Raw genomic sequence first — 17,893 nt, forward strand, 5'->3', positions numbered from 1 at the left:
CGCGAGCAAGCTCGCTCCTACAGCCGAAATCAGGCAGGAAACCTCATGACCGACGCGTTCGAACTCCCCAGCACAATGGTCCAAGCCCTTCAGCGCCGCGCGGCCCAGACGCCGGATCGGGTGGCCCTGCGTTTTCTTGCCGAGACCCCGGAACAGGCTGTGGTGCTCAGTTATCGCGAGCTGGATCAGCGGGCGCGGACGATTGCCGGCGCCTTGCAGGCTCAAGCGGATGTTGGCGACCGCGCCGTGTTGTTGTTTCCCAGCGGCCCGGATTACGTCGCGGCGTTCTTCGGTTGCCTGTATGCCGGGGTGATCGCGGTCCCGGCCTACCCGCCGGAGTCGACGCGCCGTCATCACCAGGAACGCCTGCTGTCGATCATCAGCGATGCCCAACCGCGCCTGTTGCTGACCAGCGCCGGGCTGCGCGATGCATTGCAGCAAATCGAAGGGGCGCCGCCGTTGCTGTGTGTCGACACCCTCGACGGCGCACTGGCCGAACGCTGGGTCGCGGCGGATTTGCAGGACGATCACATCGCCTTCCTGCAATACACCTCCGGCTCCACCGCACTGCCCAAGGGCGTGCAAGTCAGCCACGGCAATCTGGTGGCCAACGAATTGCTGATTCGTCACGGATTCGGCATCGACCTCAACCCCGACGACGTGATCGTCAGCTGGCTGCCGCTGTACCACGACATGGGCCTGATCGGCGGCTTGCTGCAGCCGATTTTCAGCGGCGTGCCTTGCGTGTTGATGTCGCCGGCGTACTTCCTCGGCCGGCCGTTGCGCTGGCTGGAAGCGATCAGCGAATACGGCGGCACCATCAGCGGCGGGCCGGATTTTGCTTATCGCCTGTGCAGCGAGCGGGTCAGCGAATCGGCCCTGGAACGGCTGGACCTGAGTGGCTGGCGCGTGGCGTATTCCGGTTCCGAGCCGATTCGCCTCGACACCCTGGAACGCTTCGCCGAGAAGTTCGCGACCTGCGGTTTCACTGCGGACAGCTTCATGGCCTCTTACGGTCTGGCCGAAGCCACCTTGTTTGTGGCCGGCACAGCACGCGGCGAAGGCATCGGCAACCTGCGGGTGGACGATCAGGCTCTGGCGCAGAACCGGGTGGAAGCGGGCGAGGGCAGCCCGATCATGAGTTGTGGCATCAGCCAGCCGGCTCACGCCGTGCTGATCGTCGACCCGGTTTCGCTCAGCGAACAGGCCGACAACGCCGTCGGCGAAGTCTGGGCCAGCGGGCCGAGCATCGCCCTCGGTTATTGGCGCAACCCCGAGGCGTCAGCCAAGACGTTCGTCCGGCACGCCGGCCAGACCTGGCTGCGAACCGGTGACCTGGGTTTCATGCGCAACGGCGAGCTGTTCATCACCGGCCGTCTGAAGGACATGCTGATCGTGCGCGGGCACAACCTGTACCCGCAGGACATCGAACAGACCGTCGAGCGCGAAGTGGAAGTGGTACGCAAGGGCCGCGTTGCCGCCTTTGCCGTCACGGTCGATGGTCAGGAGGGCATCGGCATCGCCGCCGAAATCAGCCGCAGCGTGCAGAAAATCCTGCCGCCCGAGGCCCTGATCAAAGCCATTCGCCAGGCCGTCGCCGAGGCGTATCAGGAAGCACCGAGCGTGGTGGTGCTGCTCAATCCGGGTGCGCTGCCCAAAACGTCCAGCGGTAAATTGCAACGCTCGGCGTGCCGCAGTCGACTGGCGGACGGCAGCCTCGACAGCTACGCGGTGTTCCCGTTGGCCAGCACCGAAAGTGCAAGCCAGGTCGAGTCGGGCTCCGGGCTGCAAAACCTGATCGGCCGGATCTGGTGCGAGCAATTGCAGGTCGGGCAGGTGGGCGCCGACGATCATTTCTTCCTGCTCGGCGGCAACTCCATTGCAGCGACGCAAGTGGTGGCGCGTCTGCGTGAAGCGCTGGGGCTGGAGTTGAACCTGCGTCTGCTGTTCGAAGCCCCGACCCTCGGCGCATTCGCCGAGGCCGTGGCCCGTCAGCAACAGGACGGTGACCTGGCCCAGGGCGCGATCACGGCGCTGTCGCGCCAGCAACCGATGCCGCAATCGCTGGCACAAAACCGTTTGTGGATCACCTGGCAACTCGACCCCCACAGCAGCGCCTACAACATTCCGGGTGCCTTGCGCTTGCGTGGTGAGCTGGATGAGGATGCATTGCGCGCCAGTTTCCAGCAGTTGATCGAGCGCCACGAATCCTTGCGCACGCGCTTCTTCGAGCGTGATGGCGTGGCTCTGCAGCAGGTCACTGCGGGTGCTGAGTTCAACCTGCAAGTGATCGACATCAGCGATCTGCCGGCTGCCGAGCGTGAAGCCCGCGCGCAGCAAATCCGCGAGGATGAAGCGCGGACCCGGTTCGATCTGGAGAAAGGCCCGCTGCTGTGGGTGACGCTGGTGCGCCTCGACGACGAAGACCATCAGTTGTTGGTGACGATGCACCACATCATTGCGGACGGCTGGTCGCTGAATGTGCTGATCGACGAGTTCTCGCGCCTGTATGCAGCGGCCTCCCAAGGCCAGCAAGCGCTGCTGGCGCCATTGCCGACGCAGTACGCCGATTACGCCAGCTGGCAGCGCCAATGGCTGGCGCAAGGGGAGGGCGAGCGGCAACTGGCCTACTGGAAAGCCCGTTTGGGCGATGAGCATCCGACCCTGAGCCTGGCCACCGATCATCCACGCTGCGCACAACAACTGCACAGCGCCGCCCGCCATACCCTGCGTCTGGATGCGGCCCTCAGCGATGGGATTCGCCAGACCGCCCAGGCCCACGAATCGACCTCCTTCATGCTGCTGCTCGCCGCGTTCCAGGCCTTGCTGCATCGCTACAGCGGTCAGCGTGACATCCGCATCGGCGTACCGAACGCCAACCGTCCGCGCCTGGAAATCCAGGGCCTGATCGGCTTTTTCATCAACACCCAGGTGCTGCGCGCCGAGGTGGATTCACGGCTGCCGTTCACTGAGCTGCTTGGGCAAACCCGTCAGGCAGCGCTGGGTGCGCAAGCGCATCAGGACTTGCCGTTCGAGCAGTTGCTTGAAGCTTTTCCGCAGGCCCGTGAACAGGGTTTGTTCCAGGTCATGTTCAACCACCAGCAGCGCGACCTCAGTGCCTTGAAACGCTTGCCGGGGTTGCTGGCCGAAGAGCTGCCGTGGCACAGCCGGGAAGCCAAGTTCGACCTGCAATTGCACAGTGAAGAAGATCGCAACGGGCGCTTGAGCCTGTCCTTCGACTATGCCAGCGAGTTGTTCGATGCGGCGACCATCGAGCGTCTGTCCGAGCATTACGCCAACCTGTTGCGTGAAGTCTGCGAGCGTCCGCAAACGGCCCTCGGCGATCTGCAACTGCTCACTGAGCCTGAGCACAACCGGCAAGCGAACTGGTCCGTTGCACCCTGCACACCGGCCAGTCAATGGCTGCCGGAACGGCTTGACGAACAAGCCCGACTGACCCCGCAGCGCACGGCGCTGCTGTGGGACGGCGGTCAGTTGGACTTCGCCGGACTGCACACCCAGGCCAACCGCCTGGCCCATTACCTGCGTGACAAGGGTGTCGGCCCGGACGTCTGCGTGGCCATTGCCTGCGAGCGTTCGCCGCAACTGCTGATTGGCCTGCTGGCGATCATCAAGGCCGGTGGTGCTTATGTACCGCTGGATCCGGACTACCCGGCCGAGCGCCTGTCCTACATGCTCAGCGACAGCGGTGTCCAATTGCTGCTGACGCAAACCTGCTTGCTCGATCGCTTGCCGGCCAGCCAGGGCGTCAGTGTGATCGCCATGGATACCTTGCACCTGGACAGCTGGCCAAGCCAGGCGCCGGGCCTGCATCTGCAGGGCGACAACCTCGCCTATGTGATCTACACCTCGGGATCGACCGGTCAACCCAAAGGCGTCGGCAACACCCACGCGGCGCTGGCCGAGCGCCTGCAATGGATGCAGCAAACCTATCAGTTGAACGAAACCGATGTGCTGATGCAAAAGGCGCCGATCAGTTTTGACGTGTCGGTGTGGGAGTGCTTCTGGCCGCTGATCACCGGCAGTCGCCTGTTGCTTGCCGGCCCCGGCGAACACCGTGATCCCCATCGCATCGCGCAGCTTGTGCAAGCGTACGGCGTGACCACGCTGCACTTCGTACCGCCGCTGCTTTCGTTGTTCATCGACGAACCGCTCAGCGCGCAATGCACCCGCCTGCGCCGCGTATTCTCCGGCGGCGAAGCTTTGCCTGCGGAGCTGCGCAACCGCGTGCTGGCGCAACTGCCGGCCGTACAGTTGCACAACCGCTACGGCCCGACCGAAACCGCAATCAACGTCACCCATTGGCAGTGTTCCAGCGCCGATGGCGAAGGCTCGCCGATTGGCCGGCCACTGGGCAATGTGATCTGCCGCGTGCTCGACAGCGAGCTCAATCCAGTTCCGGCCGGTGTGCCGGGTGAGTTGTGCATCAGTGGCAGCGGCCTGGCGCGTGGCTATCTGGGCCGTCCGGGCCTGACGGCGGAACGCTTTGTCGTCGATCCATTGGGCGAGCACGGCGCGCGTCTGTACCGCACCGGTGATCGTGCACGCTGGGCTGGCGATGGCGTGATCGAGTATCTCGGTCGCCTCGATCAGCAGGTCAAGCTGCGCGGTTTCCGCGTCGAGCCACAGGAAATCGAAGCCCGTCTGCTGGCGCAGGAGGGTGTCGCCCAAGCGGTGGTGCTGGTGCGCGAAACGGCGGCGGGTGGACAACTGGTCGGTTACTTCACCACCACCGACACTGCTGAGTCCGTCGATGCGCAAACGACTCGCCTGAAAGCGGCGCTGACGGCGCAGCTGCCGGAATACATGGTCCCGGCTCAGCTGATGCGGCTGGACCAAATGCCCCTCGGCCCGAGCGGCAAACTCGACCGTCGCGCCTTGCCGGAACCGCAGTGGCAGGTTCGCGAACACGTCGAGCCCGTGACCGAACTGGAGCAACAGATCGCCGGCATCTGGCGCGAAGTGCTGGGCCTGACGCCCGTCGGCCTGCGCGATGATTTCTTTGCCCTCGGCGGCCACTCGCTGCTGGCCACGCAAATCATCTCCCGCACCCGCCAGGCCTGTGACGTCGAGTTGCCGCTGCGGACGCTGTTCGAACACAGCGAACTGGGTGCATTTGCCGAACAGGTCCGCTTGATCCAGGCCAGCGGCAGCACCAACAAACAGCCGCCGATTGAAACAGTCGACCGTCGTCAGGCGGTGCCGCTGTCCTATTCCCAGCAGCGCATGTGGTTCCTCTGGCAGATGGAACCGGACAGCCCGGCCTACAACGTCGGCGGCATGGCGCGGCTACGTGGCGTGCTGGATGTCGCGCGTTTCGAAGCAGCGCTGCAAGCCTTGATCATGCGCCATGAAACCCTGCGTACGACGTTCCCGAGCGTTGACGGCGTCGCTCGCCAACAGGTGCACATGGAGACCGGCGTGCGCATGGCGTGGAAGGATTTCTCTGCGCTGGATGCCGAAGGTCGCGAGTGGCAGGTCCAGCAACTGGCCGACGACGAAGCGCACCAGCCGTTCGATCTGGAGACCGGACCGCTGTTGCGTGCATGCCTGGTCAAGACCGGCGAGCAGGAACACTACTTCGTTCTGACCTTGCACCACATCGTCACCGAAGGCTGGGCGATGGACATCTTTGCCCGGGAACTCAGCGCGCTGTACGAAGCCTTTGTCGACGACCGTGAGTCGCCGCTGGCGCCGTTGCCGGTGCAGTACCTGGATTACAGCGTGTGGCAACGGCAGTGGCTGGAGTCGGGCGAGCGTCAGCGTCAGCTCGATTACTGGACCACGCAACTGGGCCATGAGCATCCGCTGCTGGAGTTGCCGGCTGACCGTCCGCGTCCGCCGGTACAAAGCCATCAGGGTGAGCTGTATCGCTTTGACCTGAGCGACGAGCTCGCGGCACGGGTCCGTGCCTTCAATGCACAACACGGCCTGACCCTGTTCATGACCATGACCGCCACACTGGCGACCCTGCTGTACCGCTATAGCGGCCAGACTGATTTGCGCATCGGCGCGCCCGTGGCCAACCGCATTCGTCCGGAAAGCGAGGGGCTGATCGGCGCATTCCTCAACACCCAGGTGCTGCGCTGCCAGCTCGACGGACAGATGTCTGTCGGCGAGCTGTTCGAGCAGGTGCGCCATACGGTGATCGAAGGCCAGTCCCATCAGGACCTGCCGTTCGATCATCTGGTGGAAGCCTTGCAACCGCCACGCAGTGCGGCCTACAACCCGTTGTTCCAGGTGATGTGCAACGTGCAGCGCTGGGAGTTCCAGCAAAGCCGCACTTTGGCCGGCATGTCGGTCGAGTACCTGGCCAACGATGCCCGTGCGACCAAGTTCGACCTCAACCTGGAAGTCACCGACCTTGATCATCGACTGGGCTGCTGCCTGACCTACAGCGCCGATCTGTTCGACGAACCGCGCATCGCCCGCATGGCCGGACATTGGCGCAACCTGCTGGAGGCGCTGATTGCCGATCCGCAACAGCGCTTGAGCGAACTGCCGCTGCTGGCATCCGGCGAGCAACAGCTTCTGCTCGACAGCCTCGGCGTCGAGCCGGGCGAACATCGGCTGGATCAGTGCATCCATCACCTGTTCGCCGAGCAAGCTCTGGTGCGCCAGGACGCACCGGCCCTGACCTTCGCCGGGCAGACCCTGAGCTACGTCGAACTCGATAGCCGCGCCAACCGCCTGGCCTGGATGCTGCGCGAGCGTGGTGTCGGCCCCCAGGTTCGTGTGGGCCTGGCACTTGAGCGCTCGCTGGAAATGGTGGTCGGCCTGTTGGCGATCCTCAAGGCGGGCGGTGCCTATGTGCCGCTGGATCCGGAATACCCGCTGGACCGCTTGCACTACATGATCGAAGACAGCGGTATCGGTTTGCTGCTCAGCGATGCGGCGATGTTCAAGGCCCTGGGCGAGTTGCCGGCGACCGTCGGCCGCTGGTGTCTTGAAGAAGACGCCGCTGCGCTGGCCAACTACCCGGCCGGCGAGCTGCCGCCGATCAGTCTGGCGCAGCATCAGGCCTACCTGATCTACACCTCGGGCTCGACCGGCAAACCGAAAGGCGTGGTGGTGTCCCACGGTGAAATCGCCATGCATTGCCGCGCGGTGATCGAGCGTTTTGGCATGCGCCCCGACGACTGCGAGCTGCACTTCTATTCGATCAACTTCGACGCCGCCACCGAGCGGTTGCTGGTGCCGCTGCTCAGCGGCGCGCACGTGGTGTTGCGAGCGCAAGGGCAGTGGGACGCGGAAGAAATCTGCGGCCTGATCCGTCGTCATCACATCAACGTACTCGGTTTCACGCCGAGCTACGGCAGCCAGTTGGCGCAATGGCTGGCGACCCAGGGCCAGACCCTGCCGGTGCGCATGATCATCACCGGCGGCGAGGCGCTGACCGGTGAGCACCTGGCGCGTATTCGTGCAGCGTTCAAGCCGAGCCGGTTCTTCAACGCCTACGGCCCGACCGAGACCGTGGTCATGCCGCTGGCCAGCCTTGCGCCTGAAGTGCTGGAAGAGGGCGCCGGCAGCGTGCCGATCGGCAGTGTGATCGGCGACCGCGTGGCCTACATTCTCGACGCCGACCTGGCGTTGGTGCCACAAGGCGCGACGGGCGAGTTGTATGTCGGTGGCGCGGGTCTGGCCCAGGGGTATCACCAACGTCCTGGCATGACGGCGGAGCGCTTTGTGGCCGATCCGTTTGCCGCCGATGGCGGGCGCATCTACCGCACCGGTGACCTGGTGCGCCAGGGTGCCGATGGCCTGGTGGAGTACCTTGGGCGCATCGACCATCAAGTGAAGATTCGCGGATTCCGCATCGAGCTCGGTGAAATCGAAACCCGTCTGCTGGACCATGATTCAGTCCGTGAGGCGGTCGTGCTGGCGCTTGACGCACCGAGCGGCAAGCAACTGGTCGGCTATCTGGTGACGGATGTCGCCGAACAGGGCGAAGCGCAGCAATCGATGTTGCGCGAAGCCCTCAAGGCGCATCTGAAATCGCAATTGCCGGATTACATGGTGCCCGCGCACCTGATCCTGCTGGCGAGCATGCCGTTGACCGGCAACGGTAAACTCGACCGCCGCGCGCTCCCGGCACCGGACGCGGAGCTGAATCGCCAAGACTACGTGGCGCCGACCAACGAGCTCGAAGTCACGCTGGCGCAGATCTGGTGCGACGTGCTGAACGTCGAGCAGGTCGGTCTCAACGACAATTTCTTCGAACTGGGCGGCGACTCGATCCTGTCGATCCAGGTGGTCAGCCGGGCGCGGCAGCAGGGCATTCACTTCAGCCCTCGCGATCTGTTCCAGCACCAGACCGTGCAGACCCTCGCCGCTGTGGCCACCCGCAGCGAGCAGGTCAACGCCGAGCAGGGTTTGATCATGGGCGAGTCGCGCCTGACACCCATCCAGCACTGGTTCTTCGACACCGATATCGCGCAACGCCAACACTGGAACCAGGCATTGTTGTTGCAACCGACGGTGGTGCTGGAATCTCATCGCCTGGAGCAAGCGTTGCTGGCGGTGATCGAACAGCACGACGCCTTGCGCCTGCGCTTTGGCAAGGTTGCCGGCCAGTGGCAGGCCTTGCACCAGCCGGTTTCCGATGCGCCGGTTTTGTGGCAAGTGCGTGTTTCGTCGATGGATAAATGCGCGGCCTTGTTCGCCGATGCCCAGCGCAGTCTCGACCTTGAACAGGGACCCTTGCTGCGCGTGTTGCTGGTCGATGGCCCTGAAGGCCAGCAACGCTTGTTTATCGCCATTCACCACCTGGTGGTGGACGGTGTGTCGTGGCGGGTGCTGCTCGATGACCTGCAAACCGTATATCGCCAACTGGAGGCGCGGCAGTCGGTGAAACTGCCGGCGAAAACCAGCGCCTTCAAGGACTGGGCCGCACGCTTGCAAGCCTACGCCGGCAGCGAGTCCCTGCGCGAAGAGCTGGGCTGGTGGCAGGCGCAACTGGCCGGGCCATGTGCCGACTTGCCCTGCGATCACCCTGAAGGCGGGCGGCAAAACCGTCATGCGCAAACCGTCAGCGTGCGTCTCGACAGCGAGCGTACGCGGCAGTTGCTGCAACAGGCGCCAAGTGCCTATCGCACCCAGGTCAACGACTTGCTGTTGACCGCCTTGGCCCGCGTGCTGTGCCGCTGGAGCGGTCAGCCATCGGCGCTGATCCAGCTGGAGGGTCACGGCCGCGAAGCGCTGTTCGACGACATCGACCTGACCCGCACGGTGGGTTGGTTCACCAGTGCCTATCCGCTGCGCCTGACGCCGTCGAACATCGAAGAAGCCGCCGGGCAGGGGGCCTCGATCAAGGCGATCAAGGAACAGCTGCGTGCCGTGCCGCACAAGGGCCTGGGTCATGGCGTACTGCGTTACCTCGCCGATGAGCCGAGTCGCCACAGCATGGTGGCGTTGCCGCAGGCACCGATTACCTTCAACTACCTCGGCCAGTTCGACCAGAGCTTCGGTGCGGACGCGCTGTTCCATCCACTGGATGAAGCCGTCGGCGCGGCCCACGATGCCCATGCACCGTTGCCCAACGAGCTGAGCGTCGACAGCCAGGTGTATGGCGGTGAACTGGTATTGCGCTGGACGTTCAGTGCCGAACGCTTCGATCCGTCCACCATCGGCGAGTTGGCCGATGCCTACCTCGGTGAGCTGAGCAGTCTGATCGAGCATTGCCTGCGCGACGACGCCGGTGGCCTGACGCCGTCGGACTTCCCGCTGGCGCAGCTCAATCAGACGCAACTGGATGCGCTGCCGGTGCCGGCCGTCGCTATCGAAGACGTCTACCCGCTGACCCCGATGCAGGAAGGCATGCTGTTGCACACCCTGCTGGAGCCGGGCACCGGCCTGTACTACATGCAGGACCGCTACCGCATCAGCAGCGAGCTGGATCCGCAGCGTTTCGCCCAGGCCTGGCAAGCCGTCGTCGCCCGCCACGAAGCGTTGCGCGCGTCGTTCTGCTGGAACGTCGGCGAGGACATGCTGCAGGTGATCCACAAACCGGGCAGCACACCGATCGAGTACCTCGACTGGCGTGATATCGCCCAAGCCGAGCAAGAGCCGAAGCTGCAAACCTTGCTCAAGACCGAACGCGAAGCCGGGTTCGATCTGCTCAACCAGGCGCCGTTCCACTTGCGCCTGATCCGTGTGGACGCGGCGCGCTACTGGTTCATGATGAGCAACCACCACATCCTCATCGATGCCTGGTGCCGTTCGCTGCTGATGAACGATTTCTTCGAGATCTACAGCGCCCTTGGCGAAGGCCGGGAAGCACAGCTTGGGCCTGTGTCGCGTTATCGCGACTACATTGGCTGGCTGCAACGCCAGAGCCTGGACGAAGCGCGGCAATGGTGGAAAACCAACCTGCGAGGGTTTGAGCGGACCACGCCAATCCCGAGCGACCGGCCGTTCCTGCGTGAACATGCCGGCGACAGCGGCGGCATGATCGTCGGCGACCGCTACACCCGGCTCGATGCCCGTGACGGCGCGCAATTGCGCGAACTGGCCCAGGCCCATCAGTTGACCATCAACACCTTCGCCCAGGCGGCGTGGGCGCTGGTGCTGCGGCGCTTGAGCGGTGATCGCGACGTGCTGTTCGGCGTCACCGTGGCCGGGCGTCCGGTGGAGATGCCGCAGATGCAGCGCACCGTCGGCCTGTTCATCAACAGCATCGCGCTGCGGGTGAAGATGCCCGAGGACGGCCAGCGATGCAGCGTGCGCCAGTGGCTCACCGGTCTGCTCGACAGCAACATGCAACTGCGTGAATACGAATACCTGCCGTTGGTGAGCATCCAGGAACAAAGCGAGCTGCCCAAAGGCCAGCCGCTGTTCGACAGCCTGTTCGTGTTCGAAAACGCCCCGGTGGAAGTCTCGGTGCTGGACCGTGCGCAGAGCCTCAACGCGACCTCGGATTCGGGCCGGACCCACACCAACTTCCCGCTGACGGCCGTGTGCTATCCGGGGGATGACCTGGGCTTGCACCTGTCCTACGACCAGCGCTACTTCGATGAAGCCACGGTCGAGCGCATGCTCGGCGAGTTCAAGCGTTTGCTGCTGGCGCTGGTGGAAGGTTTCCATGGCGACATGGCCGACCTGCCGTTGCTGGGGGCCGAGGAGCAGGACTTCCTCCTCCATGGCTGCAACCAGAGCGAACACGAATATCCACTGCAGCAGAGCTACGTTTCATTGTTTGAAACGCAGGTCGCCCGACACCCGCAGCGCATTGCCGCCAGCTGTCTTGACCGGCAGTACAGTTATCTGGAACTGAACCAGCGCAGTAACCGCCTCGGTCATGCGTTGATCGCCGCCGGCGTCGGGCGCGATCAACCGGTGGCATTGCTGGCCGAACGCAGTCTCGATCTGCTGGGCATGATCATCGGCAGCTTCAAGGCCGGCGCGGGTTACCTGCCGCTGGACCCGGGCCTGCCGAGCCAGCGTCTGAGCCGGATCATCGAACTGAGCCGAACGCCACTGCTGGTGTGTACGCAAGCGTGCCGTGAACAGGCGCAGGCCTTGCTTGACGAGTTCGGCTGCGCCAGCCGGCCACGGCTGCTGGTCTGGGAGGAGGTCCAGGCCCTTGCGCTGTCGGCGGACAATCCCGGCATCTACAGCAGTGCGGACAACCTGGCTTATGTGATCTACACCTCCGGTTCCACCGGTTTGCCCAAAGGCGTGATGGTCGAGCAGCGCGGCATGCTCAACAACCAATTGAGCAAAGTGCCGTACCTGAACCTGAGCGACGCCGACGTGATCGCCCAGACCGCCTCGCAAAGCTTCGACATTTCCGTGTGGCAGTTCCTCGCCGCACCGCTGTTCGGTGCACGGGTGGACATCGTGCCGAACACCATCGCCCACGATCCGCAGGGTTTGCTGGCGCATGTTGCGGCCCAGGGCATCACCGTGCTGGAAAGCGTGCCATCGCTGATCCAGGGCATGCTCGCCCAGGAGCGCATGAGCCTCGACGGCCTGCGCTGGATGCTGCCGACCGGTGAAGCAATGCCGCCGGAGCTGGCGCATCAATGGTTGCTGCGCTATCCGCAGATCGGCCTGGTGAATGCCTACGGTCCGGCGGAGTGCTCGGACGACGTGGCGTTCTTCCGTGTCGACCTGGCCTCGACCCGCGGCAGCTATTTGCCGATCGGTACGCCGACCGACAATAACCTGTTGTATGTGCTCGATGGCGCACTGGAACTGGTGCCGCTGGGTGCCGTGGGTGAACTGTGCGTCGCCGGCACCGGGGTCGGGCGCGGTTATGTCAGCGACCCGCTGCGCACGGCTCCGGTGTTTGTGCCGAACCCGTTCGGCGCACCGGGTGAACGTCTGTATCGCACCGGCGACCTGGCGCGCCGTCGCAGCGATGGCGTGTTGGAGTACGTGGGGCGCATCGACCATCAGGTGAAGATTCGCGGTTACCGCATCGAGCTGGGTGAAATCGAGGCTCGCCTGCATGAACAACCGGAAATCCGCGATGCGGCGGTGGGTGTGCAGGAAGGGGCGAACGGCAAGCATCTGGTGGGCTATCTGGTCGCGGCGCAGGTGGCGTTGAGTCCGGTCGAGGGATTGGAGCGGATCAAGCAACGCCTGCGCGCCGAACTGCCGGAATACATGGTGCCGCTGCGCTGGCTGTGGCTGGACAAGCTGCCGCTCAACGCCAACGGCAAACTGGACCGCAAGGCCCTGCCGGCGCTGGAGATCGGCCAGATGCAGAACCAGGATTACCAGGCGCCGCGCAATGACCTGGAGCAGACCCTGGTGGACATTTGGGCCGAAGTGTTGAAGGTCGATCAGGTGGGCGTTCGCGACAACTTCTTCGAACTGGGCGGGCATTCGCTGCTGGCCACACAGATCGCCTCACGAGTGCAGAAAACCCTGCAACGGGACGTGCCGTTGCGGGCGATGTTCGAGTGCAGCACGGTGGAGGAGTTGGCCGGGTACATCGACGGATTGGCGGCCAGCGAGATCACCAATGAGAAGGTGGATCGCTTGAATGACCTGATGGCGGAGCTGGAGGGGCTGTAAATCTCCAGCGGCTGTACCGGCCTCTTCGCGGGCGAGCCCGCTCCCACAGGTTCCGTGGTGTACTCATGATGTATGACCACCTGAACCCCTGTGGGAGCGGGCTTGCCCGCGAAGGCGGTGGCACAAACGCATACATTCTCGCGATTGACTGTGATCCGTGAGCCACTCTGTCTCCCGGCTCCATTTTATTCCTAGAGACAGTCGAAGCCCTTCGTAACGATTGACGGACAAGCCCTTCACTGCATCGATCAAGGCACCGGTCGCCGGTAGTTACCCGTGGGACCAGGGCAAGTGGGCACCGCGGATCGCCGCGCTGGCGGCCAGTGTGGGCTGGTGCCAGAGGCTGGGCATATTTTCAATCTGGAAAATTCAGGGTTCGTCACCGCGGGGTCAACCACGGGCTCGTGGCGAACCGGACTCTGCCGAGTCAATCCTGTGCACGTTGGCGCACTACAAACGTTTCGACGCTAATCGGGTTATCTGCGCAACCGCAGGATGAAGTTCTGTCTCTCCCTCCAAATGGATCAATCCCATTTCCAGTGCTTTGATCAGCGCCAGCCAGCGCGAGCTGACGCGGAATTTTCGACGAATATTGCAGAAGTGATAATTCACTCCCGCCTCAGTGCAATTGAGGATCCGACCGATCTCCCAGGACGATTTGCCAATGGCACACCACTTCAGGATTTCCTGCTCTTTGGCAGAGAGATTCGGGGGGATATGAGGTGTATCCACATAGGTGTGGGGCCTGGCGGGTAGCGTGTTGGGTTGGAACTGGATTGGGCTCGCAGTGTGCATGGCTGGTCTCCCGGGGTAGGGGCGCCTCGGAGGGCGGTGAGTAACTCCAGGACTCTGTTATAGCGCGATTCAGCGTCGTTGGAACCTGTAAGAAATAACAGGTCGGTGGGCTGTATTCGCAGGCTGGTTGCGAGTGCAAGTTCAGGGGGGGACTGAGCTGACAGCGTTTTTTTCGGGAGTGTATGCGTGTTGCAGCGATTGGGTTTGTTAAAGCGAATGGGACGGTAAGTGTTAAGTTTTTGAAAAATTGAAGTTTTTCGCGGGTTGGAAGTGATTTTTATAGTGTACTAGCAGTTCTGCTAGTGTGTGGGTGGCTTTTTTTATGGGTTAATGCAGGTGCGGAGTGTTTTTATGAAGAAAGCACTGTGGTTGTAAAATTTTTCTTGTGGAGATGGTAAATGAATCAGCCAGTTTTCAATAAGCTAAAATTCGACCAGTCAGCTCTTTCCTGGAAAATTGTAGGTGTGACAAGAAATACTATAGAACTGTCGTGGGAGAAGCGCGCAGGTATAGTGGAGTATCTTCTTACTTCTACAGGTGATAACTCAGGTGAGGTGATTTATCAAGGACCCGGTACAACATTTACTATCGATTCGCTCAAGTCAAATACCCGATATACTTATTTTCTTGGTGGGCGCACTGCTGATGGGAAGAGGCTCACGCCGACCTTAGTTGTCGGAAAGACGGAAGTTAGAGGTGTTCCGGAAAAACCAACACATTTGCGGGAACATTTTAAAACGACCGATTCAGTAATATTGGTGTGGGATGATGGGGAAGTAGATGGTGGTGTGCCTCGTTATCTTGTAAAACGAGACGGGGCTACGCTCGAAGTAGTTGAGGATACTGCCATTTGGGATACAACTCCTCAGGAGGGAAGGGACCATGTTTACTGCGTAACTACCGTTGATGATGAGTTTTATGAATCTGAACCTATCTGTATAGAGGTCTCCTTCGACGACATTACCGCACCTACAAATCCTACGAATATGCATGTCGAAGAGATTCAGGTGAGAGTGAGATGGACCCCAGTGTACGACAGTTCCGGTAGGGTTACTTATCACCTTGATCAGGGCCTCGGTAACCCAGTGGGGACGACAACGGAACCGTGGTATCTGTTTACCGGGTTGCAACCGGGGAGACCATATGAAATGGGAGTGACGGCCTTCGATGAAAGCGGTAATCAGTCGGAGAGGGTGGTCATTCACTATCCGGCACAGGGTATTCCTCCTCAGAGGAAATAGTCGTTTCCCTGTGTTGCTGACTATGTCTGTATAAAAAGTCCCGATGCCAGTGCATCGGGATTTTTTTTGTGCGTGAACTGACGCCGAATTTTCGCAGGATATTGTCGATGTGATAGTTCACCCCCGCCTCAGACCGCGCAAGAGTCTGCGCGATCTCCCAAGATGACTTGCCCATGGCGCACCACTTCAGAATTTCGAGTTCTTCGGTGGACAGTTGCGGCGAGATAGGTGATGTGTCCGCACAGTTGTGGGGAGCGCCGCGCGGAGTTGTGGATTGGAACTGCATGGAACTCGCAATGTGCATGGCTGTTCTCCCGAGCTTTCGGCGGTGCTGAAAAGGTCGTGGGTGTTTTATTGCGCGATTCTGGGCGGTTGGAATCTGTTAGAAATAACAGGTGGCGCGGATTTTTTGGTGGCTGGAACGAATCTGTAGTGCATGGTTTAAGTGTTTTTAACTAGTAATTTTGTCAGTTTCTGGTTGCCTGGGTTTGATGCTTGAATGGTGCTGCGGTTAAAAACTTAATGCGAATTCGGTAATCTATAAGGTGGTTTTCATGAATGCTTCTGTTTCTGGTTTAGTGTCGCCTGGTCGGGATGCTAGTGCAAATGAGATTCCTAAAGGTGAAATTAGGCTTGATAGTGTAGGTAGGAGAGAGTTCACGTTTACTGTGGATTTTTTTGTCCCGGGGAATGGGACTGCTGTGTTTTTGCATCAGCCTTCAGGTGGAACTCGTCAGCTGGGGGTTGCTTGGCACGGTAGTTCAAGTTGGACGGTTACTGATTTGCTTCCTCTCCAAACGTACAAAATTTCCCTCGGTCCGGGGATCGTTCCACCTATAGAAATTAATGTCACCACATTAGGAGCTAATCCTACTCCTCCGAATCATTTCACTCCTTTCTTTCAAACGGAGAATGAAGTTTACTTCTTTTGGGATGGAGGCAAGGTCGACACTGGCGAGCCGCGTTTTGAAATACGGCGAGACGGAGTGCTACTCGAGATAGCAGATAAACCTCCCTATAGGGATAACACTCCAATGCAAGGGCGTGATCACCAGTATTGCATTCGAACTGTTGATGAGGAATTTCTTTATTCGGACCCTCTTTGTGTTGCCGTAAAATTTAAAGACGTCACAGCACCCACAGTCCCTTCGGACTTACGCATCAGTAATCTTGGTCTGATATTGAGTTGGGAGCCGTCGCAGGACAGTTCTCCAGTGGTTAATTATAGAATTTATCAAATTGAGCAGGATGGAGGAGAAATTGTATTGGATACGACAGTGGAAACGGAGTTTGCTGTTACCAAATTGCAACCGGGGCGTCGATATGTATTTGGAGTGACAGCCTTCGATAACTCCGGTAATGAGTCGGAGAGGGCGACCATTCAGTATCCGGCACAGGGTATTTCTCTTCAGAGGAAATAGTCGTTTCCCTGTGTCGCTGACTATGCATGTATAAAAAATCCCGATGCCTGTGCATCGGGATTTTTTTGTGGGTGCGCCAGACATGGCGCGTTGCGCGCAAGCGCAACCAGCGTGCGTATAAACACGTGGTCAGCAATGAGGGCACACCGGGTACCGATGGCATGACGGTCGACCAGTTGGCGGACTACTTGAAACAGTATTGGCCGATCCTCAAGACTCGGTTGCTGGCCGGCGAGTACCACCCGCAAGGCGGCCCGCTCTCGCCGCTGCTGTCGAACATCCAGCTCAACGAACTCGACCGCGAGTGGGAACGGCGGAGCCACCGTTTCGTACGTTATGCCGGAACACAAAATTTCTGACACCCCCCGGTGGTGTGAGAGGACGGCGGATGTAAATCTGTCTCATACTCGATTGCAGGTAAGCACGTCCGTTGGACTTTCACATAAAAGACCTCTTTCAGCCAGGTACGCCCTCGGGATCTACTGCCCTGCCTCCTTGATGAACACTTCCCGACATCCCTGAAGAGCTTCAATACACTCTCCGACAACACTTGCGCAACGGGCCAGCGGCACTCGGGCCTCTTTCATTATTCGCGCGCGAAGGTTTTTCAAGTGCAGGGATTTGTCCTACAGGATGTTCGGATAGATCTTGCATACCGATCCTACGGAAAACGAGAAGATGCGCGCCGTTGAAACGCAACATCATATTTACTGGTGTTGATCAATAACCCGGTGCCTGACTTTTGTCGCTTGGCCGAAGCACGCACTATTAATCAGATACTTAAAGGTAATTCCAATGTTCAAGAAAATTGCAATTTCTGCCCCGGTGCTTGCTTTGGCTTTTGTTTCTTCGGCTGCCATGGCTGTTCCAATTGATCACACCGTTGAAGTCTACGCTGATATTCCGAGCAGCGACTTCTATGTGCAGCCATCCAAGCTCGATACTGTACAACAACCTCAGCAATTGGCCTGGGATATGGACAATTCCGAACTGAAAGGCATCAGCCGCAACTTCAGGGCGAAAAGCAGCGTTGAGTCTGGCACAGGCAATGCCATCAAGGCATCTCTGACGGCCCCGGCGTTCATCACCTCTGGCGAAGACGATATTGAGTTGACCGTCAAGTTCAATGATGTTGCTTTGTCTGTTGGCGGCGATGTAGAAGTTATCGCTGCTGGTGAAGCGCACAATGAAGTCATCGTTCCCCTGAGCATTGAGCCAATCGCACCTGACGAGGGTTATCAGGTAGGTAAATACACCGGATTCGTTCGTATGCAATTCGACGCGCCTTGATAATTGTTGGATAAGTTCCAGCTAACAGTGTGTCCTTTATGTGGCCGGCGCAGCCGGCCGCATTCTTTCTTGCACATGCAAGCGCTAACTTGAGATATTGAT

Annotated in this window: 6 protein-coding genes and 1 pseudogene; 5 read left to right on the forward strand and 2 right to left on the reverse strand. The window is 60.5% G+C overall.

The window, feature by feature from the left end; translation table 11 throughout:
* The first annotated feature begins 45 nt into the window (after nucleotides 1–45).
* Nucleotides 46–13,044, forward strand: coding sequence for a non-ribosomal peptide synthetase (locus BSF40_RS30140; protein ID WP_095968091.1), 12,999 nt, complete (start codon nucleotides 46–48; stop codon nucleotides 13,042–13,044).
* A 450-nt stretch (nucleotides 13,045–13,494) separates the two neighbouring features.
* Here the strand turns inward: BSF40_RS30140 and BSF40_RS33405 are convergent, their stop codons facing one another.
* A complete protein-coding gene (locus BSF40_RS33405; RefSeq protein ID WP_095968092.1) occupies nucleotides 13,495–13,839 on the reverse strand; it encodes a LuxR family transcriptional regulator in 345 nt (114 codons plus the stop codon).
* A 398-nt stretch (nucleotides 13,840–14,237) separates the two neighbouring features.
* On the opposite strand from BSF40_RS33405, the gene BSF40_RS30150 reads away from it, so the two are divergent.
* Nucleotides 14,238–15,080, forward strand: coding sequence for a fibronectin type III domain-containing protein (locus BSF40_RS30150; RefSeq protein ID WP_095968093.1), 843 nt, complete (start codon nucleotides 14,238–14,240; stop codon nucleotides 15,078–15,080).
* Here BSF40_RS30150 and BSF40_RS30155 read toward each other — a convergent pair.
* Nucleotides 15,037–15,384, reverse strand: coding sequence for a helix-turn-helix transcriptional regulator (locus BSF40_RS30155; protein ID WP_371918145.1), 348 nt, complete (start codon nucleotides 15,382–15,384; stop codon nucleotides 15,037–15,039). The genes BSF40_RS30150 and BSF40_RS30155 overlap by 44 nt on opposite strands.
* A 250-nt stretch (nucleotides 15,385–15,634) precedes the next feature.
* On the opposite strand from BSF40_RS30155, the gene BSF40_RS30160 reads away from it, so the two are divergent.
* The 3 genes and pseudogenes from BSF40_RS30160 (at nucleotide 15,635) to BSF40_RS30170 (ending at nucleotide 17,791) form a co-directional block, all read left to right on the forward strand.
* Complete coding sequence (locus BSF40_RS30160) at nucleotides 15,635–16,501, forward strand: fibronectin type III domain-containing protein (protein WP_095968094.1); 867 nt, start codon at nucleotides 15,635–15,637, stop codon at nucleotides 16,499–16,501.
* 107 nt (nucleotides 16,502–16,608) lie between these two features.
* Nucleotides 16,609–16,749: pseudogene (locus tag BSF40_RS33660) on the forward strand (group II intron reverse transcriptase/maturase); the annotation flags it as partial.
* A 547-nt stretch (nucleotides 16,750–17,296) separates the two neighbouring features.
* Nucleotides 17,297–17,791: a CS1 type fimbrial major subunit gene (locus BSF40_RS30170; RefSeq protein ID WP_095968095.1), complete on the forward strand. Its 495-nt coding sequence runs from the start codon at nucleotides 17,297–17,299 to the stop codon at nucleotides 17,789–17,791.
* The last annotated feature ends 102 nt before the right edge of the window (nucleotides 17,792–17,893 follow it).

The sequence above is a fragment of the Pseudomonas sp. ACN5 genome, from assembly GCF_002303975.1.
Classification (GTDB): Bacteria; Pseudomonadota; Gammaproteobacteria; order Pseudomonadales; family Pseudomonadaceae; genus Aquipseudomonas; species Aquipseudomonas laurylsulfatiphila.